General features: G+C 62.7%; 11 protein-coding genes. 4 read left to right on the plus strand and 7 right to left on the minus strand.

Annotated elements, in window-relative coordinates:
• The first annotated feature begins 7 nt into the window (after positions 1–7).
• Together B0E55_RS19800 and B0E55_RS19805 are read left to right on the plus strand one after the other, a co-directional pair.
• Entirely contained in the window at positions 8–1,132 is a 1,125-nt protein-coding gene (locus tag B0E55_RS19800) for an NAD(P)H-dependent amine dehydrogenase family protein (RefSeq protein ID WP_080910283.1), read from the plus strand.
• Positions 1,129–1,608, plus strand: coding sequence for a carboxymuconolactone decarboxylase family protein (locus B0E55_RS19805; protein WP_019745891.1), 480 nt, complete (start codon positions 1,129–1,131; stop codon positions 1,606–1,608). Before B0E55_RS19800 ends, B0E55_RS19805 begins: the two co-directional genes overlap by 4 nt.
• Positions 1,609–1,610: 2 nt before the next feature.
• Here B0E55_RS19805 and B0E55_RS19810 read toward each other — a convergent pair whose 3' ends face one another.
• Genes B0E55_RS19810 through B0E55_RS19835 form a run of 6 tightly spaced genes read right to left on the minus strand, consistent with a single transcriptional unit; the run spans position 1,611 to position 9,388 of the window.
• The gene (locus B0E55_RS19810; RefSeq protein ID WP_029256589.1) at positions 1,611–2,399 is read right to left on the minus strand and encodes an SDR family NAD(P)-dependent oxidoreductase; all 789 of its coding nucleotides are present in this window, start codon (positions 2,397–2,399) and stop codon (positions 1,611–1,613) included.
• Positions 2,389–4,134, minus strand: a complete 1,746-nt coding sequence (locus B0E55_RS19815) for an N-acyl-D-amino-acid deacylase family protein (protein WP_080910284.1) — start codon at positions 4,132–4,134, stop codon at positions 2,389–2,391. The genes B0E55_RS19810 and B0E55_RS19815 overlap by 11 nt, the downstream gene beginning before the upstream one ends.
• Positions 4,131–5,792 carry a class I adenylate-forming enzyme family protein gene (locus B0E55_RS19820; protein WP_080910285.1) on the minus strand — a complete coding sequence of 554 codons (1,662 nt, stop codon included), beginning with the start codon at positions 5,790–5,792 and terminating at the stop codon, positions 4,131–4,133. Before B0E55_RS19820 ends, B0E55_RS19815 begins: the two co-directional genes overlap by 4 nt.
• Before the next feature lie 19 nt (positions 5,793–5,811).
• Complete coding sequence (locus tag B0E55_RS19825) at positions 5,812–6,852, minus strand: NAD(P)-dependent alcohol dehydrogenase (protein WP_080910286.1); 1,041 nt, start codon at positions 6,850–6,852, stop codon at positions 5,812–5,814.
• Positions 6,849–8,003 (minus strand): serine hydrolase domain-containing protein, encoded by a 1,155-nt coding sequence (locus B0E55_RS19830; RefSeq protein WP_080910287.1) that lies wholly within the window; start codon positions 8,001–8,003, stop codon positions 6,849–6,851. Before B0E55_RS19830 ends, B0E55_RS19825 begins: the two co-directional genes overlap by 4 nt.
• On the minus strand, positions 8,000–9,388 hold the full coding sequence (locus B0E55_RS19835; protein ID WP_175470368.1) for a flavin-containing monooxygenase: 1,389 nt from the start codon (positions 9,386–9,388) through the stop codon (positions 8,000–8,002). Before B0E55_RS19835 ends, B0E55_RS19830 begins: the two co-directional genes overlap by 4 nt.
• 167 nt (positions 9,389–9,555) lie before the next feature.
• On the opposite strand from B0E55_RS19835, the gene B0E55_RS19840 reads away from it, so the two are divergent.
• Positions 9,556–10,212, plus strand: coding sequence for a TetR/AcrR family transcriptional regulator (locus B0E55_RS19840; protein WP_019745884.1), 657 nt, complete (start codon positions 9,556–9,558; stop codon positions 10,210–10,212).
• 19 nt (positions 10,213–10,231) lie between these two features.
• On the opposite strand, the gene B0E55_RS19845 is transcribed toward B0E55_RS19840, so the two are convergent.
• Positions 10,232–11,818 (minus strand): helix-turn-helix domain-containing protein, encoded by a 1,587-nt coding sequence (locus B0E55_RS19845; protein WP_080910288.1) that lies wholly within the window; start codon positions 11,816–11,818, stop codon positions 10,232–10,234.
• Positions 11,819–11,989: 171 nt separating this feature from the next.
• Here B0E55_RS19845 and B0E55_RS19850 point away from each other — a divergent pair, with 171 nt between their 5' ends.
• Complete coding sequence (locus tag B0E55_RS19850) at positions 11,990–12,820, plus strand: siderophore-interacting protein (protein ID WP_031333865.1); 831 nt, start codon at positions 11,990–11,992, stop codon at positions 12,818–12,820.
• The last annotated feature ends 11 nt before the right edge of the window (positions 12,821–12,831 follow it).

Raw genomic sequence — 12,831 nt, forward strand, 5'->3', positions numbered from 1 at the left:
CCGGTTGATGGGTGCAGTTTCGAATGAAGCCGAGTCCAAGATTCCGACTGTCGTGTGGGGTACCGGCAACGTCGGGCGTGCATCGATTCGCGCTGTGACAGCCAATCCGGCCCTCGAACTTGTCGGCGTCATCGTTGCCAACCCTGCAAAGGTCGGGCGAGACGCCGGCGACCTCGCGGATCTGGGAGTGCACCTGGGCGTCGCGGCTACCGACGACGCCGATGCCGTGCTCGCAGCATCTCCCGGCGCGGTGGTCTACGCGGCGTCCGGCGACATCCGGCCCGATGACGCGGTTGCCGACATCACGCGGGCGCTGGCCGCCGGAGCTGTAGTGGTCACGCCATCGGTATATGCGCTGTACGACCCGAAATCTGCGCCTCCCGAACTTCGTGATCCCGTCGAAGTTGCAGCCAAGACGGGCGGCGGCGCTCTGTTCGTCTCCGGTATCGACCCAGGCTGGGGCAACGACATCCTGCCGATTCTCGTCAGCGGGCTCGCGGGGACAATCGACCAGATCCGGTGTCAGGAAATCTTCGACTACACGACCTACGAACAGCCGGATTCTGTCCGCTACCTGATCGGGATGGGTCAGCCGATGGACTACGAACCTCCGATGGTCGCGCCCAGTGTTCCCACCATGGTCTGGGGTGGGCAGATTCGGCTCATCGCCCGAGCGCTCGGGGTGGAACTCGACGAGATCCGCGAGACCTTGCTGCGCCGCCCGCTCGAGGAAACCGTGTCGACTGAACATATGGGGGAGTTCGCGGCCGGCACCCAAGGCGCACTGCGATTCGAGGTTCAGGGAATCGTCGGCGGGGAACCCTTGATCGTGATCGAACACGTCACGCGTATTCATCCGTCCTGTGCCCGCGACTGGCCGCTCCCGCCCGACGGAGGCGACGGCGCGCACAAGGTGATCGTCGAAGGACGACCACGAATCGAGATCAACGTCGAAGCTACCGATGAAGGTGGAAACCGCGCGGCCGGTGGAAATGCCACGGCCGTAGGACGTCTCGTCAACGCAATTCCGTGGCTACGTAAGGCTGAACCCGGCCTTTACGACGCGCTGGACGTTCCGCTCACACCCGGCGTCGGCAAGCTCGGTGCCCGAAACTCGGAGGTACTCACATGAATATCGACATACCCGAAGGTAAGAACCCGATCGGCTACGTGTGGGGCGAGATGGTTCCCGGCATCGGGCCCGCGGCCGCCGGTTTCTCCCAAAAGGTTTACACGGACGGCACTCTCGGGCTCCGCGAGTTCGAGGCGGCCAGGCTTCGGATCGCTCAGATCAACGGGTGCATCTTCTGTCAGGACTGGCGCACCGAGCGTGACGGCGAGACTGTGGAGTCGACTTTCGATCAGGCTGTCACCGACTGGCGCACCACAGATGCGTTCGACGACAGGACACGCCTCGCTGCCGAATACGCCGAGAGATACGCCCTCGACCACCATGGGCTCGACGACGAGTTCTGGGAACGTATGACCGCTCACTACTCCCAGCGAGAAATCGTCGAGTTGAGCATGTGCCTCGGATCGTGGTTGGCTTTCGGCCGGCTCAACCACGTCCTCGGCCTCGATACTCAATGTGTGTTGCCCGGCAACTGAACCTAGTTGCCCAGCGTCGTCAGATCCGGGTAGTTCGAGACCTCCCAGCCGCCGTCGACGACCAGACTGGTTCCGGTGATGTACGAGGCGTCGTCGCTGGCGAGATAGAGGCAGGGGCCTGCGATCTCGTCGGGAGTTGCCGCTCGGGACATGGGAATTCGGCTGAGAAACATGTCGCGGGCGGGTTCGTAGTTCATGACCGGCGCGACCAGTGGCGTGTCGACCAGGCCGGGTAGAACGGCATTGACCCGGATCCCCGACGCAGCGAGTTCGATCGCGGCATTCTTGCTGAACATCTCGACCCCGGCTTTGCCTGTCGCGTACGCGCTCCCGTAGGGGCTCGGTACGTGCGCGTTCAATGAGGACACGTTGACTATCGCACCACCGCGACCGTGCTCTCGGATATGCCGCGCTTCATGTTTGGTGCAGAGGAAGACGCCCTTCTGCACCAGGTCGATGGTGAAGTCCCAGTCGGCCTCGTCGAGGTCGACGATCTGCCCCACCCTCGACGCCCCGGCAACGTTGAAAGCCAGATCGATACCGCCGAATTCCGCTGCCGCAGCGGCAATTGCCTCGGCAACATCGGATTCCTTGGTGACGTCAGCGGGAACGGCGAGGAAAGACGCGCCGTGCTGGGAGGCTATCTCCTTCAAACCCTCTGCATCGATGTCGATTCCGGCTACCTGTGCGCCTTCGCCGATAAGTCGTAGTGCGATGGCTGCACCGATACCTGATGCTGCGCCGGTGACAACCGCGGTTTTGCCGGCAAATCTGGACGTGTTAATGGGCACCTGCTTTCAAGAACTTTCCGGTTCGGCGGTTGCCGAGAACGGGTGCTGCTTCTCCGTCGCCGAAGACGTACTCGCCGCCGACGAACACTGCGGTGACGGTCTGATCATTGCGATTGACCATGCGGGAGAGGTTGTCGTACTCCACGACCGGACTTTCGGCGTACGCCTCGAGTGAATCGTCGAGATGGGCGGGATCGATCACAACCAGGTCGGCGCGGTCACCTAATCGAAGGTGCCCGGCATCGACGTCGTACCACTCGGCCAGTTCGCCGGTGAGGCGATGCACCGCTGCCTCGACGGTCATGAAGGGACGGCCGACCTTTTGGGCATCGTAGACACGTCGTAGCAGTCGTAAGCCGAAGTTGTAGAACGCCATGTTGCGCAAATGCGCTCCGGCGTCGGAGAACCCGAGTTGGACGCCGTTGTCCTGGGCGAACTTGTCCAGAATCTCCGGCCGGTGGTTCGAGATGGTTGTGCGCCAACGCACTTTCGTGCCGTGTTCGAGGACCAGATCCAGGAACGCATCGACAGGGTGGAGGCCGCCTCGTTCGACGCCGACCTGCCCGAAGCTCTTGCCGACAAGGGATTCGTCGGGGCAGGAAACGATTTCGGCGTCGAAGAAGTCGCGGTGCCAGACTTTGACGCCGAATTTTTGATCGTAGTCCTTGCGGAACTGTCGACGGTACTTCTCACTCTGCATCAGGACGTTGCGTTCCATCTCGTCGGTCAGATGCAGTGCTGCAGCGCCGGATCCGAACTCCTCGAAGACAACCAGGTCGATGCCGTCGGCATATACCTCGAAGGGAACTGGCAGGTGCTGCCAGCGCAGGTCGCCGCCGAGTCGATTGACCAAGTGTGCCAGTGGGCCGAGGATCACCACGGCCAACTTGTTGGACTTGATGTCGGCCGCCGAAAGCATGCTCGTCTTGAGTCGCTTACGCCAGATACCCGCACTGGAGAACGCCATCGCTCCGGTACTCATCGGGTTGGAGAGGTCAGGTCCGGCCTGAAATACCCGTCCTCGGCGGCGCAGGATCGCATTGAGTCGGCGTCGTTCTTTCGTGGTTGCATACGTCGACGGCAGCGTGCGTGAGCGGCAGGTCTCACCGTCGAGTTTGTCGAACAACAATTGCTGACTGGACATCCCGACGAATCCTGCGTCGAGAGCTTCGGTCAACTGTGCTTCCATCGACGCGAGTTCGGTGTCGGTGGGGTGCACGTCCTTCCGGGTAGCACGATCCAGTCCCATCTCGGCGGCTCGCATGTCGGAGTGTCCGATGAAGGCTGCAACATTGGGACCTAGCGGAAGCGCCTCGAGTGCAGCAACATACTCTCTCGCGGAGTTCCAGGTCTTGGCCCGCGTGAGTGCTTCGACGACGTGCTTGCGTGGGATAGCTTCGACGCGGCCGAAAAGGTCGCCGGCGTCTGACGGGCTGGCGTGAATGGTGGACAGGGAACACGATCCGACAAAGATCGACGTGACCCCGTGTCTGAGAGATTCGCTCAGCGCCGGGCCTTCGAGGATCTCGACGTCGTAGTGAGTGTGGATGTCCACGATGCCCGGGATCACCCACTTGCGCCGCGCGTCGATGACACGGGGACAGTCGGTTTCGTCGAGTGGATCGAGGGAGATGGCAGTGACCAGCCCGCCTCGGATACCCAGATTGCGGACAGCTGGTTTCGCCCCGGTGCCGTCGAACCACAGACCGTTGTTGATCACGGCGTCGTAGGTCATGAGATAGCCACCTTTGCGCGTATCGTCTTCCCGGTTGCATTGCGAGGCAGAGGAGTTGTGCTCAGTTTCCACGTCACCGGCACCTTGAAGTAGGCCAGTCGTTCGGCGACATAGTCGCGTAGTTCTTCTTCGGTCGCTGCTCCCTCGCTGCGAAGAACGACAACGGCCGCCACTTCTTGGCCGAGGTCTGCCGAATCAATGCCGATCACAGCGCATTCGAGTACCGCGGGATGCTCGTCGATGCACTGCTCGATTTCGAGAGGGTAGACGTTCTCGCCGCCGCGCAGGATCAGATCGGACCGGCGGCCGGTCAGACGGAGTCGGCCGTCTTCGAGAACTCCGAAGTCGCCGGTTCGGAGCCATCGATCGGGACCGATGGCAGCAGCAGTCGCAGTCTCGTCGTTCCAGTATCCCGACATCACATACGGACTGCGAGCGCAGATTTCGCCCTCCTCGCCGTCTGGAACCGCAACACCGAATGGATCACGGACCTCCACACTCACACCGATGATGGGTCGTCCGAGAGTTCCGGGGAACGCGGCGAGTTCTGGTGGCGTGGCAACCGAAATGCCGGTGGAGGATTCGGTGAGCCCGTAGCTGTCGACCAAGGTGTGCTGCGCAAAAGGCAGTCGTGCGCGCAGGCGGTCCTGCAAGGCCGGAGATGACGGCGCAGATGCGAGTGCAAAGGCGCTCAGTGAGGTCAGGTCGTACTTCTCGAGACTGCCATGTTCGAGGAGACGGGTTGCCATGGTGGGGACCACCGCCCAGTTGGTGACCTTCTCGCGTTCGACAAGGGAAAGGACTTCGTCGACGTCGAAGGCGCCCTGGTGGATGACCACCGCTCCGCCCGTTGCGAGTCGTGGGATCGCCAGGTTATGCAGGCTTGCAATGTGAAACAGCGGCGCGGTCAGCAGATACCGCAAGTCACTGGGTCGGCCGTCACTGGGTCGGCCGGTGAACGCCGCAGCGAGGCGATCGCTGTAGCGGTGGTAGTCGATGACGGCCAACACGTTTCGATGAGTGTGAACAGCGCCCTTGGGGCGGCCGCTGGTTCCGCTTGTGTAAAGAATGACGGCCGGATCGTCCTCGTCGACGGACGTGCGGGGCAGTGCCGAACCCGAATACTTCTCCATCAAAGCCGGTAGATCTTCTTCCATCGTGAGCACGGGAACATCGGTGTTCACTTCGGAAAGAACTTGTGCGCGTTTGGCGTCGGCGATCACCACGGTGGGAGTGGTGTGATCGATGCCGTATTGCACCTCACGGGCCACCCACCACGAGTTGAACCCGACGGCGATGGCGCCAAGCGACTGAGCCGCCCAGAAGGTCATCACCCATTCCGGCGTATTGGCGGCGAGGATGCCCACCCGATCGCCCTTGCGAACGCCGTAACGCTCGCGCAGCGCGGTGGCCAATGCTGCTACGGCCTCGCCGTGCGCGAGGTAGCTGAAGCGTCGTTCCTTGGTCACCAGGTAGTCGCGTGATCCGTAATCGAAGGATGCGGCGAGCACATCGCCGAGTGCCTTGTCACGGTTCTTCATGACGTGCATCGAGCTGCCGAGTACATCCTCGACTTGCATCTCGAAAGGACCACCGGGGCCGGTCAGCCCGGCCATGACGGACGCGATGAATGCTTGTGTATCAGCGGAAGTAGTCACGTGAAGTGCCTTTCGAAGATTAGGGTACGAGCACTGCGCGTCCGGTGACCTTGCCGTGTTCGAGACGGTCGAGTGCGTCGCGGGCATCAGCGAGGTCGAAGCGGGCTACATCTACCGTTACCAGACCGGCCTGTGCCAGGGCGATGGAATCGACGAGGTCGTTTCTGGTGCCGCCATAGGACTTCCGGACCGATGCGCCCCACGGCCAGCCAGGTCCGCCGGCAGCTTCGGCAGTGATTCCGGGGTTTCCACCTCCGAGACCTACCATGCGATACGCGCCGTTCGGCGCAACCGCTTGAACGGACATCTGTGCAGTTGCGTCGATACCGACGAAGTCGAAGATGACTTCTGCGCCTCTGGCCGACGTGAGGTCGAGGATGTGCTGCGCGGTGTCCGGTCCCGATTCGAGCGTGATGTCGGCGCCGCAACGTTTGGCGAGATCGAGTTGATCCTGTCCGACGTCGACGGCGATGATGCGCACGGCACTGATTGCGCGAAGTATCTGTACTGCAACGTGACCGAGTCCGCCGACGCCGATCACGACGGCGGTGGCACCGGGCTGGAGATGTTCGCGTGCGCCGCGAATGGCGTGGTAGCTCGTCAGTGCTGCATCGGCGAGTGGTGCGGCCTGCAGGAAGTCGAGGTCTCCGATGGGTACGAAGGAGCGAGCCGGGATCTTGACGTACTCGGCCATTCCGCCTTCGGGACCGAGCCCGGGGCAGGGCGGCATCGCGGTGCGTCCAGCGGCGAGGCACATGTTCTCGTTGCCGCTCATGCATTCTCGGCACTGGCCACACGACCAACAGAGGTAGACGACGCCACGCTCTCCGACGGAACGGCCGTCGACGCCACTCCCGACGGCTTCGATCGTTCCGGCAATTTCGTGGCCGATGGTCAGCGGTTCTTCGCGCATCTTGTACGGAAAGTGCAGGAGGTGCAGATCGGAGTGGCAGATTCCCGCTGCGCCCACCCGAATCAGCAGTTCCGATGGACTGATCTCGGGGATCGGCACGTCGTTGATCTCGAGGAGACCAGGCCCCATGAGCTGAGCTGCCTTCATGAACTGGCCTCGCTGATCTCGGAGTTGTACGCGGCGCTGAGGTACGCGTTGCTGCGGTCGGATCCGATCAGACCCGGTGCCATCTTGTTCATGACGTAGGCGAAAGTCATCCGGCGGTCCAGATCGTTGACCAGCATCGAGCCGCCGATACCGGCCCACCAGCAGGCGCGTCCGTCGGGAACCAGGGGTGCGGTATCCGGGTGCGGCAGTCCGTATCCGATGCCGAACTTGAGCGGAGTCATGATCCCGAGGTCGATACCGTCGGCTTGGATCTCGAAGATCAGGTCGATGGTGCTCTGCGAGAGCAGCTTCTGGCCGTCGAGCACACCACCGTTCGAGATCACGGATTGGATCCGAGCGATAGAACGTGCGTTGCCGTGGCCGTTGACTGCGCCGATCTCGGCCTCCCGCCAGGGCGCGGTGTTGACCTCGGGGTAGTCGAGCAGTGGGCAGGTCAGGGTCTTGATGAAGATGCTGTCCTGGTCGAGCGTGGACAGGTCGAACTCCAACGCGGGCGGCGGAACCATGGTGGCTATTCGACCGAAATGCTCTGCGGACGTGCCGATGTGGAAGTCGGCTCCCAGTGGACCGGCAAGCTCTTCGGCAAAGAACCTGCCGAGGGTCCGACCGTCGATGCGACGAATGACCTCACCGACGAGATGGCCGTAGTTGATCGCGTGATAGCCCGACGCCGTACCCGGGGTCCACCAAGGCTTCTGGGTAGCGAGGCGAGCGGTGGACGTCTCGAGGTCGTAGATGTCCTTCAGCTCGATCGGGCGCTCCCAACCGGAGACGCCAGACGTATGCGACAGGAGGTGGCGAACTTCGATGTCCTCCTTGCCGTTTACCGCAAATTCGGGCCAGTAGTGAGCAACCTTCTGGTACACGTCCAATTGGCCGCGTTCGACCAGCAGGAGCGCACACAGAGCCGTCATGGTCTTGGTGATGGAGAAGGTGTTGACGATGGTGTCCGGGCCCCAAGGAGTGGTACGGGATTCGTCGGCGTATCCGCCCCAGATGTCTACTACGGCTTCTCCGTCGACGGTGATGGCGATGGAGCCACCCAACTCCTCACCGGATTCGAGTTGCGCCTCGAAGGCGGTGCGGACGGCTTCGAACTCGTTGTTGCAGTGACCGTTCACCGTGCTCATGCGCGATCCGCCTTCTCGAGTTCGTGTGCGGCTGCACGCGCCGCAACAGGTAGCTTGTTCCCCGAGGCCGCGGCACGCTTGGTGCCCTTGGCAATTTCCTTGTTCATGTTGCGGACGTACGGGTCGAACTCGAGCTGAATGGTGTGGCGCGGTGACTTGTAATAGGGGGCGAGGAAGTACGCCTCGTCGGCCTTGGTGATCTCCTGCATCTCGTTCGCGGACGGCAGTTGGTATTTCCCGGTGAGGTAGGCCGCGACGAGCTTGCTCTGCTGCTCGGCGAAGTTGACGAGCGTCGGCATGGGCTGAGCGAGTCCCATGAAGAAGAGGTTGTCGATTCCGGGCTTCATCATGCGTTTGAAGAGTGGGAAACGGTTGTCTTTGTCCGGCAGCAGGTTCGGGTCGTCGAAGAAGGGGAAGCTGATGTTGTAGCCGGTGGCGCAGACGACCACGTCGACGTCCTCCGCGGTGCCGTCGGCGAAATGAACCTGCTTTCCGTCGAGTTTGGTGATCGCCGGCTTGAAGGTGATGTCGCCGGACCCGGCGCGTCCCAAGAACTCGCCACTGGCTGACGGATGTGCCTCGAAGGGGCGGTGGTCCGGCTTGGGTAGTCCGTAGCCCTCCATGGTTCCCAGGTTCTTGCCGAGGAATCGACGACTCAGGAACAGGCGCAGCCCCCGAGGCATCCAGGGCGGGGTGATCAGTTTGTCTCCCGGCACGCCGCCCAGGTATTTCGGCAACACCCACACGCCGCGGCGTGCCGAGACGATGAGCTTGTCGGCGAGGTATCTCTGCCCCAGTTCGGAAGCAATGTCCAAGCCGGAGTTCCCCATTCCGACCACGACAACTTTTTTGCCGCGCATGTCGATCGGATCGAACGGGTCGTTGTAGCTGTGGCTGTGCATGAGGACGCCGTCGAACTCGCCTGGGTAATCCGGGATGTTGGGATCCCAGTGGTGGCCATTGCAGACCATCAGGACGTCGTAGGTACGGACTTCGCCGTCCGAGCGCGTGATCGTCCACAGTCCGTTTGCATCACGCTCTGCGGCAACAACACTGGTGTTGAAGATGATCGACTCACGCAGGCCGAAATGCTCGACGTAGTCCTTGAAGTACTGGAAGAGTTCGGAATGGTGGGGGAAATCGGGAAGGTCAGCAGAGACCGGGAAGTCCTCGAATGCCAAGCGCCACTTCGACGTGTCGATATGCAGGCTCTGGTAGCAGGCCGACATTCCGTTGGGGTTCTTGTAGTACCAGTTTCCGCCGACCTCGTCGGACGCTTCGTAGCAGTCGAAGGGTATTCCGAATTCCTTCATTCGCTTGGCCGTCGTGATTCCGGTAGGCCCGGCGCCGATGATGCAGACGCTCGGCAAGGGGGAGGGGCTCATTCGCCATCGCTTTCTGTTCTGTCTCGGGCGTGCGCGAAGAAGAATCGAAGCCCGAGAAGTGACTTGAGTCATAGTGCGCCATTCGCTGACGATGTGTCAATGAATGACGCAATGTTTTTTGATGACGGTGAGTCGGTGATTTGCCAGGAAGTCGAAATGCGAGCAAGGTGGGCGACGTGAGCACGACTACCGATGGCCCGAAGAACAGGCGGGGAACCCTTCGCGACGAGCAGAAACGCGCGACGCGGGCCAAACTCGTGGACGCCGCACGCACTCTGTTCGAGGAACGGGGATACGCGGCTGTCACGGTCGACGACATCTCCTCGGTCGTCGGATGCAGTAGAGCCACGTTCTACGTGCATTTCGCCAGCAAGGTGGAGATGCTCAAGACGATCGGCGCGGCCGGGATGGCGGCGAGTGCGTTCGCTTTCTACATCGATCTCGATCGGGTCCTCGACACGAACTCTCGCGTGGAGTTCACTGCGTGGCTGGAGCGTGCCTTCGACTGGTTCGACGAGAACAAGCGCCTGCTGCCGGCGTGGGACGAGGCCGTGGCACTCGAACCGGAGTTCCGCGAGACGGCGCGAGACGGTATGACCGAACTACCGAATGCCATGCCCAAGTATCTGGGTCGGTGGCCGGTGGAACAGCATGACGAGGCGAGGTTGCGCGTCGAATTGCTCGTGAGCCAGCTGGAGCGATTCTTCACACGCTGGGCCGTGCAGGGGACGATCGACGTGACTCGGGTGCAGGCGGCCGAGGTTCTGACCGACATCTGGTTCCCGGCCCTGTCGCCGGAATCCAAGGGCGGCGACGAGCGGTAGATGTGAATCCGACGGAGGTTCACGGGTCGATGAGTCCTTCGGGAGCGCCCCGCCAACCGCGGCGTTGGTAATCCCGCGGCGACATGCCGTGAGCCGCGATGAAGACCTTGGTGAATCCGGACGCGTGCGCGTAGCCGAGTCGACGGGCAGCCTCCCCGGCCGCGAGGCCCTCCTCGAGATAAGCGCGGGCGAGGGTCATCCGCAACTGACCGCGCCAGCGCGGGAAGCTCTGGCCGGTGGCCGCTACGAAGTCTTTGAGGAGCATGTCCTCGTCGACGCCGAGCCGAGCGCTCCAATCCGGCAGCGTGCGCGAATCGGCGGGGTTCTTCCGGAGTGCGGCAAGGATCGTTTCGACTGGATCGGCCTGATCGCCGCTGGGTAGGGGCGCTGCCGCGGCACTTCGAATCAGCCTCGCGATCCGGGCGGGGTCGTGGATCTCGGGGCGCAGGTGGGTGTAATTGGCGACCACCGTGTGCAGCAGATACGCCTGCGCTTCGCGCGCGAAGTGCAGCACACGTGGGGGCGGTGCGGTGACGGGAGAGGCGCCCGGCTGGGATCCGAGGGGAAGTAACAAAGAGCCTTCGGCGATCTCGACGCTGTTGCGCACTCCAGCGGGAAGCCACATCGCGTCACCCCGTCGCAGATTCCAGGTTCGGTCGCCGAAAGTGACCCGGGCGGAGCCTCGGTAGATCCAGACAACGACGTGAAAGTCGTTGACCCGTGCCCACGTTCCACTTGCGGGGATCATCGGGGGTGCTGGTGCCGATCCTGACCGGGCGCCTTCTTCGGACAACAATGCAACGCCCTGTGCCAGGGTCTCGTCTTCACGGGGCGGCGTCGGGCGCCGGTTGGCGCGTGCGTAGTCGGTGGGTGTCATGCCGGTGTGTTCTCGGAAGGCGCGGGTGAAGCCCGCGGGTGTCGCGAATCCGACCTGGCTACCCGTCCAGCCGATTTCGCGGCCGGCGGCCAGATATGAGGTCGCTGCCGCGATCCGGGCCGAAGTACGCCAGCGCACGAATGACAATCCCGTTTCCTCGGTGAATCGGCGCTGCAGGGTGCGGACACCGATCTTGAGTTGCTGGGCGAACCGGGAAAGTTCGGTGTCGTCGGATGGCGTCCGCAGCAGCGTGCGTGCGATCTCGAGGGTTTCGGCCGAGCGTGGCAAGCGCGGTGGCGAGTATGACGGGGAGTTGTCGTCCCCGTCGGAGTGAACACCCGCGACAAGCTCGATCAGTCCGGCTCCCGCTGCCGTCTCACCCCGAAGAAATCCCAAGTTGTGCGCGAATTGGTGGACGAGCCAGTCCTGCCAGTCTGCTGGGATCTCGAAGTCGATGACCCGGTTCAACGCGGGCGGCAGGTCGGCCGCGGGCAGTGGGATGGGAAATGCGACCGCGCCCGGATCGACCCGGATGCTGTACGCGATTCCCGCCGGTACCCAGATTGCCGACCCCGCAGTCACACTGCGGGTACGGCCGCTGATCTGCAATTCTGCGCGCCCGGTATGTACCCAGAACAGCAGTGGCTCGCGTTCATTCGCGGTCGAGGCGAGCCGAGCAGCGGGGATCTCGGGGACTTCGCCTGCGGGGAACACCAACCGTGGTCCCACGATGCCCTCCCGACGTCGATGCATTCTCTTCCAGCCGACCGATGAGTGTAAGAAGTCGGCACGCACGGATAACCCTAACTGATTAGGGCAGGCTAGCTTTATTTATTGGCCCTCCCGTCGTGATCGAACGTGGGCCGGACCCCCGTCCGTGCGCTTCCGAGGAGACTTTCCGTGCCCCGAAACACCCGTCCGACAACGGCGTACCCCGTTACCTTGCGTGAACTCGAGGTACATCGGGTGACAGAGGTGACGCCGGGCATGCGGAGAGTGACGCTCACCGGAGCCCAACTCGACACCTTCACCAACGCCGACGGAATTGCCGAACCCGCCTTCGCGAGTACGGGCTTCGACGACGACATCCGGTTGCTGTTCACCTACCCCGGCGAAACCGACCCGGTCCTGCCGGTAATGGTCGACGGCAGTGTGACTTTCGCTGCGGGGCGCCGTCCGCTTGCCCGCGCATACACCGTGCGCCGCTACGATCCGCAAACAAGGGAACTCGACGTCGATTTCGTTGTTCACGGCGACGGAGTGGCTACCACCTGGGCGCGGGACGCCAGCCCGGGCGACCGAATGCACATCGCGGGCCCCTCTGTATCGCAGGGACTCCCGGAAGATCACGAGTATCTGCTGGCCGTCGGTGACGAGACCGCGTTGCCGGCGATCGCACGTCTGCTCGAGGAATTGCCCGCCGATGCCAGGGGGCATGTGTTCGTCGAAATTGCGGACTCGGCTCACATCCAATCGGTGCGCGAGTTGTCCGGGGTGAGTGTCACGTGGTTGCCGCGCGAGGGGGTCGAGCCCGGCGCTACTACTTTGTTGCTCGACGCGGTCAGTGCTGCCGAATGGCCTGACGGACGCGTATTCGCTTGGCTTGCAGGCGAACAGGCGACGGTTCGCTCGCTTCGGCGTCATTTGATTCGTGATCGAGGAATTGCGAAGACCCACATCGATTTCACCGGCTACTGGAAACGCGGCGGGGCCGTTCGGGCAGATTCCTGACCTGGCTCCAT

Source organism: Rhodococcus sp. 66b (genome assembly GCF_002076325.1).
Classification (GTDB): domain Bacteria; phylum Actinomycetota; class Actinomycetes; order Mycobacteriales; family Mycobacteriaceae; genus Rhodococcus_F; species Rhodococcus_F erythropolis.

Bases quoted from the DNA above. Each gene is read 5' to 3' on its own strand.
- B0E55_RS19825 (WP_080910286.1), bottom strand. From the start codon at position 6,852: ATGAAGGCAGCTCAGCTCATGGGGCCTGGTCTCCTCGAGATCAACGAC.
- B0E55_RS19805 (WP_019745891.1), top strand. From the start codon at position 1,129: ATGAATATCGACATACCCGAAGGTAAGAACCCGATCGGCTACGTGTGG.
- B0E55_RS19830 (WP_080910287.1), bottom strand. From the start codon at position 8,003: ATGAGCACGGTGAACGGTCACTGCAACAACGAGTTCGAAGCCGTCCGC.
- B0E55_RS19815 (WP_080910284.1), bottom strand. From the start codon at position 4,134: ATGACCTACGACGCCGTGATCAACAACGGTCTGTGGTTCGACGGCACC.
- B0E55_RS19800 (WP_080910283.1), top strand. From the start codon at position 8: ATGGGTGCAGTTTCGAATGAAGCCGAGTCCAAGATTCCGACTGTCGTG.
- B0E55_RS19835 (WP_175470368.1), bottom strand. From the start codon at position 9,388: ATGAGCCCCTCCCCCTTGCCGAGCGTCTGCATCATCGGCGCCGGGCCT.